19 protein-coding genes and 1 pseudogene are annotated in these 18,941 nt (G+C 70.7%); 11 read left to right on the top strand and 9 right to left on the bottom strand.

The genetic code is table 11. The features are described from left to right. Positions 1–26 precede the first annotated feature (26 nt). Positions 27–242 (bottom strand): hypothetical protein, encoded by a 216-nt coding sequence (locus tag ON30_RS11810; protein WP_040706573.1) that lies wholly within the window; start codon positions 240–242, stop codon positions 27–29. A 17-nt stretch (positions 243–259) separates the two neighbouring features. Here ON30_RS11810 and ON30_RS11805 point away from each other — a divergent pair, with 17 nt between their 5' ends. From ON30_RS11805 to ON30_RS39040, 3 genes are all read left to right on the top strand, one after another. Further along, positions 260–601, top strand: a complete 342-nt coding sequence (locus ON30_RS11805) for a hypothetical protein (RefSeq protein ID WP_040706571.1) — start codon at positions 260–262, stop codon at positions 599–601. A gap of 109 nt (positions 602–710) precedes the next feature. Then, positions 711–1,601, top strand: a complete 891-nt coding sequence (locus ON30_RS11800; RefSeq protein WP_040706569.1) for a universal stress protein — start codon at positions 711–713, stop codon at positions 1,599–1,601. Between the two features lie 369 nt (positions 1,602–1,970). Next, positions 1,971–2,180, top strand: a complete 210-nt coding sequence (locus ON30_RS39040) for a hypothetical protein (protein WP_157183702.1) — start codon at positions 1,971–1,973, stop codon at positions 2,178–2,180. Between the two features lie 64 nt (positions 2,181–2,244). Here the strand turns inward: ON30_RS39040 and ON30_RS11795 are convergent, their stop codons facing one another. From ON30_RS11795 to ON30_RS11785, 3 genes are all read right to left on the bottom strand, one after another. Then, positions 2,245–3,465 carry a cytochrome P450 family protein gene (locus tag ON30_RS11795; RefSeq protein ID WP_040706567.1) on the bottom strand — a complete coding sequence of 407 codons (1,221 nt, stop codon included), beginning with the start codon at positions 3,463–3,465 and terminating at the stop codon, positions 2,245–2,247. A gap of 8 nt (positions 3,466–3,473) precedes the next feature. Continuing rightward, complete coding sequence (locus tag ON30_RS11790; RefSeq protein WP_245554006.1) at positions 3,474–4,649, bottom strand: cytochrome P450; 1,176 nt, start codon at positions 4,647–4,649, stop codon at positions 3,474–3,476. A 452-nt stretch (positions 4,650–5,101) separates the two neighbouring features. Continuing rightward, complete coding sequence (locus ON30_RS11785; RefSeq protein WP_157183701.1) at positions 5,102–5,818, bottom strand: DUF5753 domain-containing protein; 717 nt, start codon at positions 5,816–5,818, stop codon at positions 5,102–5,104. A gap of 173 nt (positions 5,819–5,991) precedes the next feature. Between ON30_RS11785 and ON30_RS11780 the strand changes: the two genes are divergently transcribed. From ON30_RS11780 to ON30_RS11760, 5 genes are all read left to right on the top strand, one after another. After that, on the top strand, positions 5,992–6,864 hold the full coding sequence (locus ON30_RS11780) for an SAM-dependent methyltransferase (RefSeq protein WP_051029206.1): 873 nt from the start codon (positions 5,992–5,994) through the stop codon (positions 6,862–6,864). Between the two features lie 149 nt (positions 6,865–7,013). Next, complete coding sequence (locus tag ON30_RS11775) at positions 7,014–8,564, top strand: acyl-CoA carboxylase subunit beta (protein ID WP_040706565.1); 1,551 nt, start codon at positions 7,014–7,016, stop codon at positions 8,562–8,564. Between the two features lie 109 nt (positions 8,565–8,673). Then, a complete protein-coding gene (locus ON30_RS11770) occupies positions 8,674–9,426 on the top strand; it encodes an LGFP repeat-containing protein (RefSeq protein ID WP_174387465.1) in 753 nt (250 codons plus the stop codon). A gap of 77 nt (positions 9,427–9,503) precedes the next feature. Beyond that, positions 9,504–10,919 (top strand): MDR family MFS transporter, encoded by a 1,416-nt coding sequence (locus ON30_RS11765; protein WP_051029205.1) that lies wholly within the window; start codon positions 9,504–9,506, stop codon positions 10,917–10,919. Positions 10,920–11,054: 135 nt separating this feature from the next. Next, positions 11,055–12,047, top strand: a complete 993-nt coding sequence (locus ON30_RS11760) for an LLM class flavin-dependent oxidoreductase (protein ID WP_040706563.1) — start codon at positions 11,055–11,057, stop codon at positions 12,045–12,047. Positions 12,048–12,065: 18 nt separating this feature from the next. Here ON30_RS11760 and ON30_RS42620 read toward each other — a convergent pair. Continuing rightward, a pseudogene (locus ON30_RS42620) lies at positions 12,066–12,416 on the bottom strand (hypothetical protein); the annotation flags it as partial. Between the two features lie 27 nt (positions 12,417–12,443). On the opposite strand from ON30_RS42620, the gene ON30_RS11750 reads away from it, so the two are divergent. From ON30_RS11750 to ON30_RS11740, 3 genes are all read left to right on the top strand, one after another. Beyond that, positions 12,444–13,205 carry a siderophore-interacting protein gene (locus ON30_RS11750; protein WP_040706559.1) on the top strand — a complete coding sequence of 254 codons (762 nt, stop codon included), beginning with the start codon at positions 12,444–12,446 and terminating at the stop codon, positions 13,203–13,205. A 140-nt stretch (positions 13,206–13,345) separates the two neighbouring features. Then, entirely contained in the window at positions 13,346–14,395 is a 1,050-nt protein-coding gene (locus ON30_RS11745) for a Gfo/Idh/MocA family oxidoreductase (protein ID WP_040706557.1), read from the top strand. A 91-nt stretch (positions 14,396–14,486) separates the two neighbouring features. Beyond that, a complete protein-coding gene (locus ON30_RS11740) occupies positions 14,487–15,293 on the top strand; it encodes a M50 family metallopeptidase (RefSeq protein ID WP_063719864.1) in 807 nt (268 codons plus the stop codon). A 6-nt stretch (positions 15,294–15,299) separates the two neighbouring features. On the opposite strand, the gene ON30_RS11735 is transcribed toward ON30_RS11740, so the two are convergent. The 4 genes from ON30_RS11735 to ON30_RS11720 form a co-directional block, all read right to left on the bottom strand. After that, positions 15,300–15,677 (bottom strand): helix-turn-helix domain-containing protein, encoded by a 378-nt coding sequence (locus ON30_RS11735; RefSeq protein WP_051029204.1) that lies wholly within the window; start codon positions 15,675–15,677, stop codon positions 15,300–15,302. 273 nt (positions 15,678–15,950) lie between these two features. Continuing rightward, positions 15,951–16,685 (bottom strand): dienelactone hydrolase family protein, encoded by a 735-nt coding sequence (locus tag ON30_RS11730; RefSeq protein ID WP_040706555.1) that lies wholly within the window; start codon positions 16,683–16,685, stop codon positions 15,951–15,953. A 170-nt stretch (positions 16,686–16,855) separates the two neighbouring features. Continuing rightward, on the bottom strand, positions 16,856–17,371 hold the full coding sequence (locus tag ON30_RS11725; protein WP_040706552.1) for a gluconokinase: 516 nt from the start codon (positions 17,369–17,371) through the stop codon (positions 16,856–16,858). Continuing rightward, positions 17,368–18,756 carry a glycosyltransferase 87 family protein gene (locus tag ON30_RS11720; protein ID WP_051029203.1) on the bottom strand — a complete coding sequence of 463 codons (1,389 nt, stop codon included), beginning with the start codon at positions 18,754–18,756 and terminating at the stop codon, positions 17,368–17,370. The genes ON30_RS11725 and ON30_RS11720 overlap by 4 nt, the downstream gene beginning before the upstream one ends. Positions 18,757–18,941 lie beyond the last annotated feature (185 nt).

The raw sequence follows: 18,941 nt of genomic DNA, 5'->3' as shown, positions 1-18,941 counted from the left end.
ACGCTGCCCACCGAGGGCTACGGCGTCTATCCCCCGACGGTCACCGCCGCGGCGGGCACGGGCGGGGGCGCGCCGCGCGAACCCGCCGACGCGGTCGAGGACGTGCCCGCGCCCCGGCGGTCGCGGCGCACGGTGCTCGGCGTCGCGACGGTGCTGGTCGCGGGCCTCGCGGCGGCGGTGGCCGTGGCGCTCTCGACGGCGATGGGCCAGGATGCGGGACCGTCCGGCGCTCCCGCGACCATCGAGCAACTGCCGCTGGTTGGCAAGTGGCAAGGCACCGCCGAACGAGGACGACGCCGGCACGCTGTCGCACTACCGGATGACGATCACGCTGCGGTCGGGTGCGGTGGGCACGGTAATCGGGTCGACCTTCTACGAGGTGTCCGAAGGGGACTGCACGGGCGAACTGACCTTGCGCGAGCGGGCCGACGGCGGTTTGTCGGCGACGTTGTACGAGCAGATCGTGTCGGGGCCGTGCATCCCGAACGGCAATGTCACCGTCACGGCGGGCGAGGGCGGCGGACTGGATTTCGTGTACACGGGGGTCACGCGGTCGGGCCGACCCGAGCGGGTCACGGCGGATCTGGATCGCGTCGGCTGAGACCGGCACGACTTCGGGCAATCCTTTCGCGACACCCGGACATTTCGGATCTCAGCTATGCTACGAAGCGTAGTAGATATCGTCTCCGCCCCTTCGTGAGGAGCAGCGCATGTCGACCGAGACCCCGATCATCGCAGGCGTGGACGGATCCCCGGGGTCCGATGTCGCGGTCGCCTGGGCGGCGCGGACCGCCGCGCTGCACGGCACGCCACTGCACCTGCTGCACATCCTCGACGCCACCGCCGACTACGGCCCCGGCATGACCGAACCCCTCACCGCCACCGACTACACCCGCCTCGAGGAGCACGGCCGATGGGTCCTCGCGGAGGCCGTGAAACTCGCGACCGAGGCGACCGGGGATATCGGGACCCCGCCGATCCACACCGAGATGCTCCCGGCGGTCACCGGCCCGACCCTGGTCGACCGCACCGAGGGCGCGCGGATGATCGTGGTCGGCACCCGCAAGCGCGGCACCCTGCGGCGCGCGCTGCTCGGCTCGGTCAGCTCGGTGCTGGCACGACGCGCGCACTGCCCGGTCGCGGTGGTCAAGGAGGAGATGTCGCTCGACGCCGAGGTGCGCACCCGTCCGGTGATCGTCGGCATCGACGGCACCGGCGCGGACCCGGGAGCGGTGGCGGCGGCCTTCGCCGAAGCCGACGCGCGCGGTGTCGACCTGGTGGCGGTGCACGTGTGGATCGGCCCGGAACTGGTCGAGCAGGTGCGCGAACGCGAGACCGAGGCCGATCACGAGGAGGACGTCCTGCTCGCCGAGAGCCTGGCGGGCCACCGCGAGCGCCACCCGGACGTGACGGTGATCCGCGAAGTCGTGCGCGACCGCCCCGAGCGCTATCTCCACGAACGCTCCCGCGACGCGCAACTGCTCGTGGTGGGCAGTCGGGGTCGGGGCGGGTTCGCGAGCATGCTGTTCGGCAGCACCAGCCAGGCCCTGCTGCTCGGCGCCGACTGCCCGTTGCTGATCGTCCGCGAAGCGATCGATTGACGCCACACCCCCGTACCGTTCGCGCCAATCTTCCGACGGCGTATATCGACCACCGTGCCGTCGGTATCGAATTGATAAACAACAGGGCTGTTATTACGCAAATGTCGGAGACCGCAAATCTCGGTCAAATGCGGTGGTTCATCCTGTGCATCACCCGATGCCCAGACCGCCGGATACCCGGTCAACGCCGTATCAGCCGGTAGCGACACTCCAGATTTCCGTTTCCGTGACCTTTCTGTGTCTTGCTCATCCCACGAATACAGAATTACGGTTCCTCTAAGCAAATACCCAGCGACCAAGGGGAGGCGAGCCGTCCACGAGAGGGCTCGCGTTCAGCAATCCAACTCGCCCAAACAGCGGGAGCAGGTCATGAAACGAACCAGGCTAATTCTGGCGACGGCAGCCATCATCCTGGCCGGCGCGGGGGCTCTCGACATTCTCGGGGATCAATCCGTGCCGACCGACCGCATCGAGATCGCGGGCATCTCACACGACATGTCCGAATCCCGAACCGGTTACATCGCGGTACCGCGCACCGTCAGCTGCCCCATCGACGCCTCCGACGTCGCGGGCCACTGACACCACCCGCCCGAACGGGGCGTCGCCGAGACGACGCCCCGTTTCTCGTGTCCCGGAACGGAACTCAGCTCAGCGACACCGGCAGCGTGCGGTGCCCGTTGGAGACGAAACTGCCGACCGGCGCCAACTCCTCGACAGGCACCGCCAACCGCAGATCCGGGAACCGCGCGAACAGCGCCGGCAACGCGATATCGGCCTCCAGGCGGGCCAGCGGAGCGCCGATGCAGTGGTGCGCGCCGTGCCCGAAGGACACGTGGTCCTTGTCGGTGCGCCGCACGTCGAACTCGGCGGCGCTCGCGCCGTGCACCTTGGGATCGCGACCGGCGGCGGCGTAGGAGGCCAGGATCGCCTCGCCCTTGCCGATCGTGATGCCGTCGACGTCGATGTCCTCGACCGCGTAGCGCAGCGGCAGATGCGCGACCGGCGCCTCGTAGCGCAGCGTCTCCTCGACCAGATCCGACCACGGGACACGCCCGCCGACCACGTCCGCGCGCTGCTCGGGATGGGTCAGCAGCGCCACGATGGCCTGGTCGAGCAGGTTCACCGTCGTCTCGTGCCCGGCGTTGATGACCAGCATCAGCGTGTCGACGAGTTCCTTCTCGGTCAGCGCGGAGCCGTCGTTCTCGTCGCGGGTGGCGATGAGCACGCTGGTGACGTCGTCGCCCGGATTCGCCGCCCGGTAGGCCACCAGTTCGCTGACCAGCCCGTACATCTCGATGTAGTTGGCCTGCGCCTCCTCCGGCCCGAAGGAGGTGTCGAAGAAGCCGTCGACGCACTTGTGCAGGCCGGGGCCGAGATGGTCGGGAACGCCCAGTATCTCGGTGATGACCTTGATCGGCACCGGGTAGGCGTAGAGCGCGCGCAGATCGACGACCTCGCCGGCCGGCGTGGCCGCGAGCCGGTCGAGCAGATCGGTGACCAGTTCCTCGATGCGCGGACGCAGCGCGATGCTGCGGCGGTGGGTGAACGCGGGCGAGACCAGGCGGCGCAGCCTGCGGTGCTCGGCGCCGTAGGCGGTGAACATGTTCTCCACCGCGACCCACGGCAGCAGCGGCCACGCCTCGGTGATCTCGCCGTTGACGAAAGCCGCCCAGTGCTGCCGCGGGTCCTTCGACACCCGCGGGTCGGCCAGCAGGCTCTTGAGGGCCGCGGCGTCGGTCACCGACCACGCGGGCACCCCGCCGGGTAACGCCACCAGCGCGACGGGGCCGCGCTGCCGGATCCGATCCGACTCGCCTTGGATGTCGGCGCCGGTCAGGTCCAGGACGATCGGTTCATTCTGCATGGAACTCCTTACACCAGATTCAACTGCGGAGAGGGCGGGAAGACGACCGGGAGCGCGCTCACGGCCCGGTGGAACGGGCCCGGTCGCCAGACCAGATCCGTCGCGGGGATCGCCAGCGCGAGTTCGGGCAGCGCGTCGAGCAACTGATCGATGGCGTCCTGCACGATCAGGTAGGCGACCGATTTGGCGGGGCAGGCGTGCGGACCCGCGCTCCAGGCCAGGTGCGAGCGGTTGCCGGTGCGGTCGCCGCCGCGGATCGCGGGATCGTTGTTACAGGCCGACAGGCTGATCAGCACCGGTTGGTGCGCGGGCAACCAGGTGTTGTCGATCAGGATCGGCTGACGCGGGTAGGACGTGCAGAAGTTCGCCATCGGCGGGTCGTTGAACAGCACCTCGTCCAGGGCGTCGCGGGTGGACAGGCTGCCGCCCAGCACATTGCCGCCGAAGCGGTCGTCGGTGACCATCAGCAGCAGGGTGTTGGCGATGAGGTTCTGCTGCGGTTCGATGCCCGCGCCGTAGAAGCTGATCAGCTGGCTCAGCATCTCCACGTCGTCGAGACCGGCGGGGTGGTGGGCCAACCGCGAGGTGACGTCGTCACCGGGTTCGGCGCGCCGCAACGCGATCAGTTCGAGCAGCGCGCCGCTGAGCATCTCCATGCCGTTGGCCGCCTCGACGGTGTCGAACAGCATCGCCATACCGGTCGCGACCCGCTGGCCCAGTTCGGTCGAGCAGCCGACCATCCGGTTGAGCACCTCGAAGACCAGCGGAAACGCGTACTGGGTGACCAGATCCGCGGAGCCGGACTCGATGAAGGTGTTGATCAGCGGCACCGCGATCCGCTCGACGGTGGAGTGCAGCGCGTGCAGGTCGATGCCGTCGATGGCGGCCACGTAGGCCTGCCGGTAGCGGGTGTGGGTGGGACCGCTGTTGCGCAGCGCGTTCGGATACCACTCCATCATCGGCTTGATCGGCGAGTCGGCGGGCACGCTGTCCTGCCAGGCCCGCGGATCGGCCGGGAAGTGCTCGGGATCGTTGAGGATCCGCACCGCGGTCTGATAGCCGAGCACCAGCGTCGCCGGGACGCCGGGGGCGATCTCGATCGGGACCATCGACCCGAACTGTTCGCGCGCCCGGGTATAGGCGCCGTGCGGGTCGGCGGCGAATTCCGCGGTGTGCAAAGGCATTCGGGGGCCGTCGGTGTCGATCGGCGATCCGTGCTGCACGGGGCAGACGCCGGCCGGGGCCAGATGGGACGGAGGGGCTGAATGTGGCGTGCTCAATTGATAAGACTCCAGAAGGGGGTGAAACAGCATGTCGCCCGGGGTGATCGGCGGGGAGTTCCGAGATCGGCGCCGGTCGCGCCCACTGGCCGGCAACACTCGGTCACTGCCACAACGCTCCCGCTCAGTCTCGCTCGCACCACCCGATCTCGGCGCCCCGGACAGGGGGCCGATCGCGGACCGGAACTACAGGCGCCGCGCCGGCCCACCGAGTGGACCACCGACAATGCCTGTGGACCAAGCGTTTTCGCCGCCGCGGCGGGCGAAGGCGCGAGACTCCACCAGTCGTCCCGAACCCGACGACCCGTTCACGGTAGCAGGACCGCATCAGACGCGTAGCCGATGCGCCCCGGCGCTCAGGACAGCGGCGTCGGCTGATCCACGGTCGGCGGATGGCTGCGGTACATGGCCCGGATCAGCGCGGGGGCGTATTCGGGCGCGGCCGCGTGCACCGACAAGGTGTCGGCGACGCCGAGATAGGCCTCGACATCGCTACTCGCGTCTAGGAAGACCCGGCGGGTGAGTTGTTGCAGGTGAACCAGGTCGGGCAGGTCGCCCTCGGCGAAGCGCAGCACCGAGAACGACCCCTCGGTCAGCGCCGGTCCGCCGACCGTGTCGGCCAGGACCTGGATCGCGATGTTGGGCGCCTCGGCCAGCTTGCTCAGGTGTTCGAGTTGGGCCCGCCAGACCGCCGAACCGCCGATCGGGCGGCGCAGGGCGGATTCCTCGATGATCACCCACAGTTGGGCGGGCGCGGGTTTGGTCAGGATGCGCGCGCGCCGCATGCGCAGCGCCACCCGCCGCTCGCGCATGCTCTCGGTGTCGCCGGGGTGGGCCAGGGTCAGCAGCGCGCGGGCGTAGTCGCGGGTCTGCAACAGTTCCGGGACCACCCTGGACTCGTAGCAGCGCAGCCTGCGGGCCGCCTGTTCCAGATGCAGGAAGGTGTCGAAGCCGGGTGGCAGCCACTCGGCCTCGCCCTGCCACCAACTCTGCCCGACCACGCGGCGGGCCGCCTCGGCCAGCGCGACGCGATCGGCGTCCACGGTCGACTCTCGCAACTCTCGAGCGGCCATGTCACGAGTCTCCCACGTGAACGTGAGGATAAGCTATCCCCAAAATCCGGATTTTCCAGAATGATTCGCGAGAGGATCGACGAATCGAGCTGTGCCGCTCCGCGGTTGGACCACGGGCGGCCAGGGGGCGATGACCCGAGCGGGTGCATCAGGCGAAAGGGTGGAACATTCAGGTGAGCTCGAACGACGCGACAGACACAGCGGACACGGCGATCCCGTTGGACCGGCCGACCTCGGCGCGAGCCTACGGGTGGATGCTCGGCGGCAAGGACAACTATGCCATCGACCGCGAGATCATCCTACAGGTGCTGAAGGGGTTCCCGGAGTGCGTCGACATCGCACGCCAGAACCGTCAGTTCCTCTACCGCGCGGTGCGCTACCTGGTCCAGGAGGCGGGTATCCACCAGTTCCTGGACCTGGGCTGCGGGCTGCCGACCGACAACAACGTCCACGAGGTCGCCCAGCGCTTCGACCCGAACGCGCGGGTGGCCTACGTCGACATCGACCCGATCGTGCTCGCGCACGGCCGCGCGCTGCTGGCCGATCAGCAGAGCACCACGGTCATCACCGCGGACATGCGCGATCCCGACGCGCTGCTGGCCGATCCCGACGTGCGCAGGCTGATCGACTTCGACGAGCCGCTCGCGGTGCTGTTCCTGTCGGTGGGCCACCACCTCAAGGACGTCGACTCCGTCGGGTCGGGCGCGCGGCACGCGTTGCGCCACATCCTCGACACGGTCGCGCCCTCGAGCAGCTACCTGGCCTTCTCCCAGGTCGTCAGCGACGACGCGGCGCTCGGCGCGCAGTTCGCCGCCCAACTCGACGGCGCGGGCATCCCGTGGCAGAACCGCACCCCGCGCGAGGTCGACGCCCTGTTCGACGGCCTGGAGGCGATCGAGCCGGGGCTGCGCAACGTGATCGACTGGCGACCGGACCCGGACCAGCCGCCGCTCGAGCCGGTGCCCGATCAGCTGGTGTCCTTCGTCGGGGTGACCGACCGTCGCACGGTGGTCTACGAGTACGGGGGCATCCTGCGCAAACCCTGACCGGATCGTGGCGATGGCCAAAGCGTGCGCCACGAGCGCTGTGAGGTGTCAACGCCCTCGCCCATGATCGTCTGGCGCGCCGCGCGCGGCCGTTAGATTCGCCGGCGGTACGTGATCTCGCGCGTACCGCTGGGCGAAAGGTTCTCCGCATGACCGGTACCCGCGACAAACTCGACCGACTACGCGGCGTGCTCGCGGTGGCGGCGGAACCCGCGGGCGTGGCCGGGATCGCCAAACGCGAGCACAAGGGCATCCCCAGCGCGCGTGAGCGGGTCCGCGCGCTGCTCGACACGGGCAGCTTCCTGGAGATCGGGGCGCTGGCCCGCCAGCCTGGCAATCCGTCGGCCATGTACGGCGACGGCGTGGTGACCGGGCGCGGCCTGATCGAGGGCAGGCCGGTGGTGGTGATCGCCCACGACCAGACGGTCTTCGGCGGCTCGGTGGGCGAGATGTTCGGCCGCAAGGTCGCCGAGGCGCTGCGTTTCGCCTACGAGAAGGGCTGCCCGGTGGTCGCGATCAACGACTCCGGCGGCGCCCGCATCCAGGACGCGGTGACCTCGCTGGCCTGGTTCGCGCACATGAGCCGCCGCCAGGAGCGCTTGTCCGGGTTCGTCCCGCAGGTGTCGATCATGCTCGGCAAATGCGCGGCGGGCTCGGTGTACGGGCCGATCAACACCGATGTCATCATCGCCACCGAGAGTTCCTACATGTTCGTCACCGGGCCGGAGGTGATCAAGGCGGTGACCGGCGAGGACGTGTCGATGGAGGAGTTGGGCGGCGCGCACAACCAGGCCCGCAACGGCACCGTCCACCACGTCGCGGCCACCGAGCAGGCGGCCTTCGACTGGGCCAGGGCCTACCTGAGCTACCTGCCCTCCAACTGCCTGGAGTCCGCGCCGGTGGTCAATCCGGGGCTGGAACCGGAGATCACCGCCTCCGACCGGGAACTCGACGCGATCATCCCGGACTCCGATCGCGCGGGCTACGACATGCACGAGATCCTGCTGCGCCTGTTCGACGACGGCGAGTTCCACGAGGTGCGCGGCGAGTTCGCGGGCAACCTGATCACCGGCTTCTCCCGGATCGACGGGCGCAGCGTCGGCGTGGTCGCCAATCAGCCCCTGGTGCTGGGCGGCGCGGTGGACGCGCGGTGCTCGGACAAGGCCACCCACTTCATCCGGCTGTGCAACGCCTTCGGACTGCCGCTGGTCTTCGTGGTGGACACCCCGGGTGTGCTGCCCGGGGTGGAGGAGGAGCGCAACGGCGTCATCGTGCGCGGCGGGCGGGTGTTCCGGGCGATCATCGAGGCGACGGTGCCGATCCTGAACCTGGTGGTGCGCAAGTCCTACGGCGGCGCGTACGGGTTCATGGCCTGCAAACAACTCGGCGCGGACATCAGTATGGCCTGGCCGACCGCGCGCATCGCGGTGATCGGCGCGGAGAGCGCGGTCGACCTGGTCGGCCGACGGCAGTTGGCGGCGGTCCCCGAGGAGCAGCGCGCCGCGTTCCGCGAGGCGATGATCGACCAGTACAACGAGACCGTCGCCACCCCGTGGGTGGCCGCCGAACGCGGCTACATCGACGCGGTCATCGAGCCCTCGCGGACCCGCCTGGAACTGCGGCGCGCGCTGCGACTGCTGCGCGACAAGGAGGACTCGGCCTCCCCCAATCCGCGCAAACACAGCCTGTACCCGATGTGACCCGGCTCGGGTACCGCCCCCGGCGGTGAGCTGGTAGCTTCGGGTCGGCACCGCTCGTGCCGTGCGCAATCGCCCGGCAAACTCGTTTCCACACGCCCAGGGAGTCGCAGTGGCACCGACATCACGCCCCGGTCACCGGTACGGATCGCTGCGCCGCCGCGCGGTCGCGCTCTGCGCGGTCGCCGTCGGCGCGCTGTCGAGCGCGGGGGTCGCCGACGCGCGTCCGGTCGGCCCGTTCGACGTCGGCGGCGAGATCGAGATCGCCTACGACCAGCAAGGTGGGCCCGCGGTCTTCGGCGACCCCACCTCGCCCGAGTCCGACGCGGCCCGCGGCGGCAAGTACCAGACCTTCCAGCGCGACGCCTCCTTCTACTGGCAGCCCGCCACCGGGGCGCAGTCGGTGGGTGGCGCGATCCGGCAGAAATGGGGTCAGCTGGGATCGGAAGCCGGCACCCTCGGCTATCCCGTTACCTCCGAGCAAGTGACACCGTCCGGCGGCGGCCGGTTCAATCATTTCGAGAAGGGGTCGATCTACTGGTCGCTGGGCACCGCGGCCCACCAGGTCGGCGGGCCGATCCGCGACAAGTGGGGCGCGTTCGGTTGGGAGGGCGGCCCGCTGGGCTTCCCGCTGACCGACGAGGCCGCCGCGGGCAAGGGCGGGCGCTACAACCTGTTCACCGGCGGCGCGATCTACTACTCGAGCGCGACCGGCGCGCACGTGGTGTGGGGCGCGCTGCGCGACGACTGGGTGCGCGCGGGCGCGGAGAACGGCCGCTACGGCTACCCCACCGGCGACGAATACGACTACGAGGGCGGCAAGGCCCAGGAATTCCAGGGCGGCCGGATCACCTGGCGGCCCTGAAAAACCAGGGGCGGGAATAGTCCGCCGCCCAGTACGTTCGTTCGTGGTGGTCAGCCGAACGAACGAGAGGGCGCGACGTGGCGTTGGGGATTGCGGCATCGGATGTCGGCTTCCGTTCGGAACGAGGTCCGGTCCTCGCCTCGCTGATGTTGGCCACCGGATTGGTGGCGTTGGATTCGACCGTCATCGCCACGGCGGTCCTGACCATCACCGACAACCTCGGCGGGTTCTCGCAGTTCCCGTGGCTGTTCTCGATCTACCTGCTGGCCCAGGCCGTCACGGTGCCGATCTACGGCAAACTCGCCGACACGGTCGGCCGCAAACCGGTGATCCTGTTCGGCATCGCGGTGTTCGCCCTGGGCTCGCTGCTGTGCGGGCTCGCGGGGTCGATGGTCGCGTTGATCGTCTTCCGCGCGGTGCAGGGCATCGGGGCGGGCGCGATCCAGCCGATGACGATGGTCATCGCGGGCGACCTGTACACGCTGGCCGAGCGGGCCAAGGTGCAGGGTTATCTCGCGAGCGTGTGGGCGCTGTCCTCGGTGCTCGGCCCGCTGATCGGCGGCGTGTTCGCCGAATACGTGAACTGGCGGTGGATCTTCCTGGTGAATCTGCCGCTCTCGGCGGTGGCGGGCTGGATGCTGGTGCGCGGTTTCACCGAGGACGCGCCGCGGCGGCGGCAACGCGTCGACTACCTGGGCGCGCTGTTGCTGACCGTGGGCGCGGGCGCGGTGATCCTCGGCCTGCTCGAAGGCGGTCAGGCGTGGGCGTGGACCTCGCCGACCGGAGTGGCGATCTTCGTCGGCGGCGGCGCGGTGCTGGCGCTGTTCGTGCTGGTCGAGCGGCGGGCGGAGAATCCGATCCTGCCGTTGTGGATGTTCACCCGGCGGGTGGTGATCGCCAGCAGTCTGGTCTCGGTCCTGGTCGGGGCGATCCTGCTGGGCCTGACCTCCTACGTGCCGACCTTCAGCCAGGGAGTGCTGGGGGCGGGCGCGTTGGTGGCCGGTCTGACCGTCGGCGCATTGACGCTCGGGTGGCCGATCGCCGCGTCACAGGCCGGAAAGGTGTATCTACGCCTCGGCTTTCGCACCACCGCGTTGATCGGTAGCGGGATCGCCGCGGCAGGCGCGCTCAGCACGGTGTTCATCACCGAGCACTCCTCGCTCGCCCGGGTGGCGGCTTCGTGTTTCCTGGTCGGACTCGGCATGGGCTTGGTGGCCACGCCGACGCTGATCGCCGCGCAGACAGCCAGCGAATGGTCCGAACGCGGTGTGGTCACCTCCGCGAACATGTTCGCCCGCGCCCTGGGCAGCGCGGTCGGCGTCGCGGTGTTCGGCGCGCTGGTGAACTCCCGGATCGGCGCGACCGACCATCCCTCCCCCGGCGAATTGTCCGCGGCGGTGCACCTGGTGTTCCTCGGGGTCGCGGCGATGGCCGTGGTCATGGTGGCGGCCGCCGCGATGATGCCGGGCCGGCGGACCACGCTCGTGCCATGAGACCGGACACCGGTCGGTGACATGAGACCGGACACCGGTCGGCGACGAGCGGCCGGGTCGGGAAATAACCCGCGGGCGGTGCGCTGTTGGCCTTGAGGTCGACCCACACCACGTCGATCCGACCCAGGAGCCGCTGTGTTCGATGTCCCGCTGTCAGTTCTGGATCTCGCGCCCGTCGAGGAGGGCCACACCGCCGGGGAGGCCCTCGCGGCCACCACCGAGACGGCGGTGCGCACCGAAGCGCTGGGTTATCAGCGCTTCTGGGTGGCCGAACACCACAACATGCCGGGGATCGCCAGTTCGGCCCCGAGCGTGCTGTTGGCGCATCTGGCGGCGGCCACCTCCTCGATCCGGGTCGGTTCGGGCGGGGTGATGCTGCCCAATCACGCCCCGCTGGTGGTGGCCGAACAGTTCGGCACCCTCACCGCGCTGCACCCGGGCCGGGTGGATCTGGGGATCGGGCGTGCGCCCGGCACCGATCAGGCCACCGCGCTGGCGCTGCGACGCACCAAGGAGGGCCTCAACGCCGACTCCTTCCCGCAGGAACTGACGGCGCTGCTGCGCTACTTCCAGGGCGCGGACCCGGCGGGGATCACCGCGACGCCCGGACGCGGCGAACGCCCGGAGGTCTGGCTGCTCGGCTCCAGCGGGTTCAGCGCCCAGGTCGCCGGCCTGCTGGGCCTGCCCTTCGCCTTCGCCCACCACTTCTCCTCGGCCAACACCGATCCCGCGCTCGCGCTCTACCGCGAGAACTTCCGTCCCTCGGAGTATCTGGACAAGCCCTACGCGATGGTGGCGGTGGCGGTGGTGTGCGCCGACACCGACGAACGCGCCGAGGAGTTGGCGCTGCCGCGCGATCTGGCCTTCCTGCACCTGGCGACCGGACGCCCGCACGCGCTGCCCAGCCCGGAGCAAGCGGCGAAATACCCGCTCTCCGACCGTGAGCGGCAGTTCATCCTGTCCCGGCGCGAGGGGCAGGCGCTGGGTTCGCCGGAGACCGTGCGCGCCCAACTCGGCGCACTGCTCGAACGCACCCGCGCCGACGAACTCATGATCAACACCCTGGTCTACGACGTCGAGGACCGGGTGCGCTCGTTCGAGTTGGTCGCGGAGAAGGTGACGGCCTGAGCGTCTGCGCAGCTCGAAGCCCTGGTTGCGCAGCGATTCGCGCAACCGGTGGCGGCCCTCGAGGCTCGCGGCGGAGGCCAGGCGGTCCAGCACGCGTTCGCGCCAGGAGTGGGCCAGGCGCTGTTCGGCGTAGAAGCCCGCGATCGTGGTCTCGTAGTCGGCGACGTGCGCGGCGGTCCAGACCAGCAGCAACGGCGCCTGCTCGATGTGGGCCTGGTGGCCCGCGACCGCGGCCAGTCGCGCTCTGCGCTCGGGATCGCGGACCGCCACCACGCGCCAGACCTGGAGGTCGCGGGTCGGCGCGGCGGCGTCTGCGGTAAGCGTCACGCTGAATCGAATCGCGGGGAGCGAGTACGGTTGGTGAGGCATACCTAATTCCAGCTTCCGGAGGTTCCCTTGGCGCGACCCCGCACCACCTTCACCGTGCAGCGCACCGAATGGCTCACACCCCATCTGATCCGCGTCCATCTCGGCGGCCCCGGTTTCGCGGCCTTCCGGCCGAGCGAGCACACCGATTCGTACGTGAAGTTCATCTTCGAGCGCGACGGCGTCGAGGTGCTGCGCACCTACACGGTCCGTTCGATCGACCCGGTGGCCGGCGCGATCACCGCCGATTTCGTCTTCCACGGCACCGAGGGCATCGGCGGACCATGGGCCGCGGCCACGCGACCGGGCGACACCATCGACGCCTACGGCCCCGGCGGCGCCTACTCGCCCCGCACCGACGCCGACTGGCATCTGCTCGCCGGCGACGAGGCCGCGCTGCCCGCGATCGCCGCCGCGCTCGAGGCCATGCCGCGCGAAGCCGTCGGATACGCCTTCGTCGAGGTCGCCGGTCCCGACGACGAGATTCCGCTGGATCACCCCGAGGGCATCGCCCTGACCTGGCTGCACCGCGGCGACCGCGTCCCGGGCGAGGTGCTCGCCGAAACCGTCCGCGCGGCCCCGTGGCTCCCCGGTCAGGTCCAGGTGTTCATCCACGGCGAGGCCGCCGCGGTCATGCACGACCTGCGCCGCTACATCCGCCGCGAGCGCGAGGTCCCCGCCGAATGGGCGAACTCGATCTCCGGCTACTGGCGTCGCGGCCGCACCGAAGAGGGCTTCCGCCAATGGAAGTCCGACCTCCAGACCGCCGAATCCGCCGCCGCCCCCACCTGATCCGCCGCTTCGGGACGACCGCTCACGTCCGTTCGAGGTAGGACAGGGCGGCCGCCGTCTCCCGCATCCGGCCCCCGCGCGACCTTCCATCCCGACCGGTCCCGCTGAGCCGCGCCCCGCCGTGGCGGTAGCGTCGGGGCATGAGCTGCGTCGAGGTCGGCATCATCGGATTCGGACTCGCGGGGGCGGTGTTCCACGCCCCGTTGATCGACGCGCAACCGCGGATGCGGGTGGCCGCCGTGGTGACCGGTTCGGCGGAACGGGCCGAGCGCGCGAGGGCCGCGTATCCGGGAGTGCGGATCGTGCCCGACGCGGACGCGCTGTTCGCCGACCCCGCCGGACTCGACCTGATCGTGGTCGCCTCGCCCAACGACACCCACGTCCCGTTGGCGCTGCGCGCGCTCGAGGCGGGCGTCGCGACCGTGGTGGACAAGCCGTTCGCGCTGACCGGCGCCGACGCCGAAATCCTGGTGGCCGCGGCCGAGGCCGCGCGGGTACCGCTGACGGTGTTCCAGAACCGGCGCTGGGACGGCGATTTCCTGACCGTGCGCGCCCTGATCGCACAGGGTCGATTGGGCGAGGTGCGGCGCTTCGAGTCCCGTTTCGAGCGGTGGCGGCCGGTGTCCAAGGGCAGTTGGCGCGAGGTCGGGGCGGCCGAGCAGGGGGCGGGTGTCCTGCTCGATCTGGGTCCGCACCTGGTGGACCAAGCGCTGGCGCTGTTCGGTCCGGTCGCCTCGGTGTACTGCGAACTCGCACGCCGCCGCGCGGAGGTGCGCACCGACGACGACGTGTTCCTGGCCCTGACCCACCGCGACGGCGTCCGCTCGCACCTGTGGGCGGGCGCGGTGACTCCCATGCTCGGACCGCGCTTCCGGGTGCTCGGCTCGGAAGCGGGCTACCAGGTCCGCGGACTCGATCCGCAGGAACAGGCGCTGCGGGACGGTCGCGTTCCCGGCGAAACCGGATGGGGCGCGGTCGATTCCGAACACTGGGGCGTGCTCGGGGCGGACCCCGACCCGACCCCGCACCCCACGTCACCCGGCGACTATCCCGCCTTCTACGCGGGTGTGGCGGCGGCGATCCTCGACGGCGCACCGGTTCCCGTCGATCCGCGCGAGGCCGTGCACACCGCGCGGGTCCTCGACGCGGCGCGGCGCTCGGCCGAGAGCGGGCGCGTCGTCACCCTCTGAACCACGCGAAAGTCCGCGCGCGGGCGAATCTGTCGCCATCCTGGTTCCGACGCCCGAGCGGGCGCGCGAGCGGACGGATAGGGTGCGGCGGGTGGACAGAGTGGAACTGATCGACCGCGGCGCCTCCATCGCCGATCGGCTCACGACGACCCAGGCCGCGCCGCCGTGGTGGCTGGTGGTCGCGACCGGGGTGGCGGCGCTGATCCTGGTGGCCTACCGCCCGCTGTGGCGACTGACCCGCAACGTGGTGACGATCGCCCACGAGGGCGGGCACGCGCTGTTCGCGCTGCTCACCGGACGTCGACTGAACAGCATCACCCTGCACTCGGACACCTCCGGGTTGACGGTGTCCAGCGGAAAACCCTACGGGATCGGCATGATCCTGACGGCGATGGCGGGCTATCCCGCGCCGCCGCTGCTGGGCCTCGGGTTCGCGGCGCTGCTGGCCGCCGAGCGCATCACCCTCATGCTGTGGGTCGCGATCGCGCTGCTGGCGGCGGTCCTGATCAAGGTGCGCAACGTCTACGGCGTGTGCACCGTCGTCGGCCTGGGCGCGCTGGTGTTCGCGGTGTCCTGGTTCGGGACCGACCGGGTGCAGGCCGGTTTCGCGTTCCTCGGCGCGTGGTTCCTGCTGCTCGCGGGCGCGCGCCCGGTCATCGAACTCCAGCGCGGCCGCGCCCGCAAACTGCGCAACACCCCGCAGAACGTCGACTCCGACGCCGATCAACTCGCGCGCCTGACCCACGTCCCCGGCCTGCTGTGGGTGCTGTTCTTCGGCGCGATCGCACTGGCCTGCCTGCTGGTCGGCGGCGGCCTGCTGCTGTCGGACGCAACGGGAGTCTGCATCCCGGTCGTCTCGGGCGGTTCCTGCCCGCTGCCCGCCGGACTGCGCGGCTGAGCACCGTCACCGGAACAACCGCCGGTACGCGCCGGGCGTGACGCCCACCCGATCGCGGAAACGGCGGCGCAGGTCGACCGCCGAGACCAGTCCGACGCGGTGGGCGACGGCCTCCACCGGCAGGTCCGTCTCCTCCAGCAGGGTCCGCGCGGCGGCGACCCGGCGCGCGAGCAGCCACGCGCCCGGACTCTCGCCGAACCGTTCCGCGAACCGACGGGCCAACGTGCGCGGCGAAAACCCCACGCGCGCCGCGAGATCCGCCACCGAGAGCCGTTCGCCCAGGTGCGCGTCCGCCCAGTCCGACAGAGCGTCCAGCGGGTCCGGCGACGAGGCGACCGGAACGTACTGCGCCTGACCGCCCGACCGGTGCGGGCGGGTCACCATGTGCTGGGCGAGTCGGGCCGGTCGACTGCACGGGCCGCACCAGGGCCACCACGCGATGCATGGCAGGAAAGTACCCCGGCGCGACAGCCTCGACACTGTCGCGGGTGTTCGCGCGCTTGCCATCGTGGACGGCATGCATCCCCAGATCCTGACCCAGCCCGGCTACACCGCCGTCACCGTCACCGTCACCGCGGTCGAGGCCCGCGAGATCCTGCCGGGCGTGCGCCTGCGCTCGCTGCGTGGGTCGTCAACGGCCGATTCGGCCCGCCCGCCTCACTTCAGGTGGCGGGCGAGGAACCGGCCCCCCTCCTCCCCCGCGAACGCCGGAACGCCGGTGTGCCCGCCCATATTGGCGTGCAAGGTCTTCTCGCGGGAACCGAAGGCGTCGAACAACGCCAGGGCCGCCGCGCGGTCGTTCCCCTCGTCGTCCCACTGCAACAGCACGTGCAGCGGAACGGTGACCTCGCGGGCCTCCGCGAGAATGGCGCGCGGGACGAAACTGCCGGCGAACAGGACGGCGGCGCGCACGCGCGGTTCGACCCGCGCCAATCGGACGCCGATCGAAATCACCCCGCCGGAGTACCCGACCGGTCCGCCGATTCCCGGCACCGCGAGCAGGGCGTCGATGGCCAGCCGCCATTCCACCGTCGACTGCTCGACCAGCGGAAGAACGAGCCGGTCCACGATGTCGTCGGTGACCGGCTCGCCCTCCCGCAAGGCACGCTGGAGGTCGGCGCGGGCCTGATCGACCTCGGCTATCCGGGGCCGGTCACCGCTGCCGGGGAGTTCGACGGTGGCGGCGGCGTACCCCTGCGCCACGATCTGCCGGGCCCGCTCCAGCAGGCGCGGGTACATCTTCGCCAACCCGAGGGGCGGATGGCCGAGCAGGATCAGCGGGGCCTGCGCGGCGGGGGAAGGGGCGGTCCACAGCAGGCCGGGGATGTCGCCGAGGGTGAAGGCGCGCTCGCGGAGGTCGTCGTCGAGGCGCGTGTCGGAAGTGAAATGCATGGTCGTGTCTGCTTTCGGGAGTGCTGGTGGCGCTCCCGGACGACCTATCGCCCGACCGTGACCCCGGAGGGGAGCACCCACGTCGATACTGCGTTCACGGGTACCACCTCCTCGTTGTCTCGCACGGTCCCCGGAAAGGTAGCAGCGGGCGGCGACGTCGGGCAATCGAATTATTCGGCGCCCGGGCGCAGCGCCGCGCGAACCTGCTCGACCAGCAGGTCCGGGTCGGCGGTCGCATCGACGGTCCACCCGGACTCGTCGGCGGTCAGCGGTTCGAGATCGGCCAGTTGCGAATCCAGCAGGGCGGCGGGCATGAAGTGATCGCGACGGCTGCGCACTCGGCGGCGCAATTCGGCCCGGTCGGCGACCGGGTGGGCGAAGAAGACGGTGGGAGCGGCGACGCGCAGGCGGTCGCGGTAGGCGCGTTTGAGCGCCGAACAACTGACGACACCGCCGGAATCGCCCCGATCGGCCAACCAAGCAGCGACACGGTCGAGCCACGGCGCGCGGTCGGCGTCGGTCAGCGCCAGCCCCGCCGACATCTTCTCGATGTTCTCGCGGGGATGCAGGTCGTCGCCCTCGGCGAACTCGACACCCAGCGCCCGTGCCAGCCGGGTACCGAGGGTGGTCTTTCCCGTGCCGCTCACGCCCATGACCACCACGAGCGGGGTCTGCGGGCCCGTCATCGAGCGGGCCGGGCAGTGGGTTCGGCAAGCGCGGGCAGTCGTCCGGCGCGAGCGGGCGTCCCGGGGCCGGCATCGCGGACCGGCTCGCGGTCGCGGTGGTCGGCCGAGGTGTGTCCACGGGCGCTGGACCGCTTCGCGAACAACGCCGGTATCCGCGGGGAGGCTCCGGGACTCGATTCGTCATCGTGGTGATCCGTGTTCGGGACGGCCGAATTCGAACGTCCGCGCCACAGTAGGAGCACCGACCACGCCGTCGCGCCGAGCAGCAGCGCGTTGCGGACCGTCAGCACGAGGACGCCGGGCAGGCTTCCGGTGGCGACGCGGTCGTAAACGAACGGGAACTCCACCTGACTGGCGAAGGCGACGAGCAGGATGACCGGTAGCAGCGGCCGTTGCGCCGAGCGCGGGTCCAGCGCGCACACCGCCGCCACCGCCACCGCCCACACCACGTACTGCGGGCTGAGCACGCGACTGGTCGCCAGGGCCACCAGGACCGCGACGAGCACCAGATCCGGTGCGGCGGGCCGGATCCGCCACCACAGGAACACCAGGCCCGCCCCGAGTAGCACGGTCGCCACGACGCAGGCCCCGGCGAGGGCGGCCACGCCCGGACCCAGCACTTCCTCCGCGCCGTAGCGGTGCGCGATCGTGTAGTCGGCGCCGAACAGTCGGGCGATCAACAGCGGTGTGGCGGCGAGGGATTCGATCTGCACGCCGCGTTCGGACTGGAACCGCAGGAACGACCATCCGCCCGGCGCGAGCGCCGTTACGGCCGCCGAGGCCACCGCGCCCGCGAGGACGGCGGCCGCGCTCGTCACCCACAGCGACCGCCCGCGCAGTCCGAGCAGCACCACGGCGGGCCACAGCTTCAGCAGCACACCCGTCGCCACCACGACACCGGTCGCGATCGGCCTGCGCGCGGCCCACACCAGGGCCGCGACGGCGAGCGCGGCGACGATCAGGTCGAACCGGCCGTAACAGACCCGCCCCAGCAACGCCACCCCGAGCACCCACACCCACGGCCCGGTGCGCGCCGCGATCGACCGGTCGCGCGCGGCGGCGCGCAGCAGCAGGACCAACGCGCCCGCGTCGGCCGCCGCGACCAGGGCGAAGAACCACCACGAGTAGGCGTGACCGTCGCCGAGCAGCCACGGCAGGGCGATCAGTCCGCCCGCGCCGGGCGGATACTGCCAGCGTTCGTCGGTCGACGGAAACACCTGCCGGTTCACCAACAGATCCGCCCACTGGTGGTAGAGGCCCAGATCGGCGGCCGAGGCGTCCCACACGCTGTGCGGCAGCGCCGTGACGCCGGTGAAGACCACCATCACCACCCGGGTCAGCACCCACACCGCCCACACCCGCGCCACCCACGACAGTCGCCACACAAGCCCGCAGCCTACGGGGGACCGTCATCGGAACACCGCTCCGACGCCGTCGGTCGCAAACCCGCACGAAAGTCGCTGCTATCAAGGAGGATTCGTCTTCTGCTCGACCGCGACGCCGAGCATCGGATCGCGGACCGGCCCGACAGGTCAAGCTCCGGCGCCACCGTCGGTCCGCTCACTTCGGG

The organism is Nocardia takedensis NBRC 100417, from assembly GCF_000308695.1.
Classification (GTDB): domain Bacteria; phylum Actinomycetota; class Actinomycetes; order Mycobacteriales; family Mycobacteriaceae; genus Nocardia; species Nocardia takedensis.
The sequence above is the reverse complement of the archived record's forward strand: the minus strand, read 5'-3'. Positions and strand labels throughout refer to the sequence as shown.

What these genes read in the sequence shown, in the direction of transcription:
- ON30_RS11790 (WP_245554006.1), bottom strand. Translation starts at nt 4,649, where the DNA reads ATGCCTTTGCACACCGCGGAATTCGCCGCCGACCCGCACGGCGCCTAT.
- ON30_RS11795 (WP_040706567.1), bottom strand. Translation starts at nt 3,465, where the DNA reads ATGCAGAATGAACCGATCGTCCTGGACCTGACCGGCGCCGACATCCAA.
- ON30_RS39040 (WP_157183702.1), top strand. Translation starts at nt 1,971, where the DNA reads ATGAAACGAACCAGGCTAATTCTGGCGACGGCAGCCATCATCCTGGCC.
- ON30_RS11775 (WP_040706565.1), top strand. Translation starts at nt 7,014, where the DNA reads ATGACCGGTACCCGCGACAAACTCGACCGACTACGCGGCGTGCTCGCG.
- ON30_RS11785 (WP_157183701.1), bottom strand. Translation starts at nt 5,818, where the DNA reads ATGGCCGCTCGAGAGTTGCGAGAGTCGACCGTGGACGCCGATCGCGTC.
- ON30_RS11745 (WP_040706557.1), top strand. Translation starts at nt 13,346, where the DNA reads ATGAGCTGCGTCGAGGTCGGCATCATCGGATTCGGACTCGCGGGGGCG.
- ON30_RS11800 (WP_040706569.1), top strand. Translation starts at nt 711, where the DNA reads ATGTCGACCGAGACCCCGATCATCGCAGGCGTGGACGGATCCCCGGGG.
- ON30_RS11810 (WP_040706573.1), bottom strand. Translation starts at nt 242, where the DNA reads ATGGTCGCGGGAGCGCCGGACGGTCCCGCATCCTGGCCCATCGCCGTC.
- ON30_RS11735 (WP_051029204.1), bottom strand. Translation starts at nt 15,677, where the DNA reads ATGGTGACCCGCCCGCACCGGTCGGGCGGTCAGGCGCAGTACGTTCCG.
- ON30_RS11725 (WP_040706552.1), bottom strand. Translation starts at nt 17,371, where the DNA reads ATGACGGGCCCGCAGACCCCGCTCGTGGTGGTCATGGGCGTGAGCGGC.
- ON30_RS11730 (WP_040706555.1), bottom strand. Translation starts at nt 16,685, where the DNA reads ATGCATTTCACTTCCGACACGCGCCTCGACGACGACCTCCGCGAGCGC.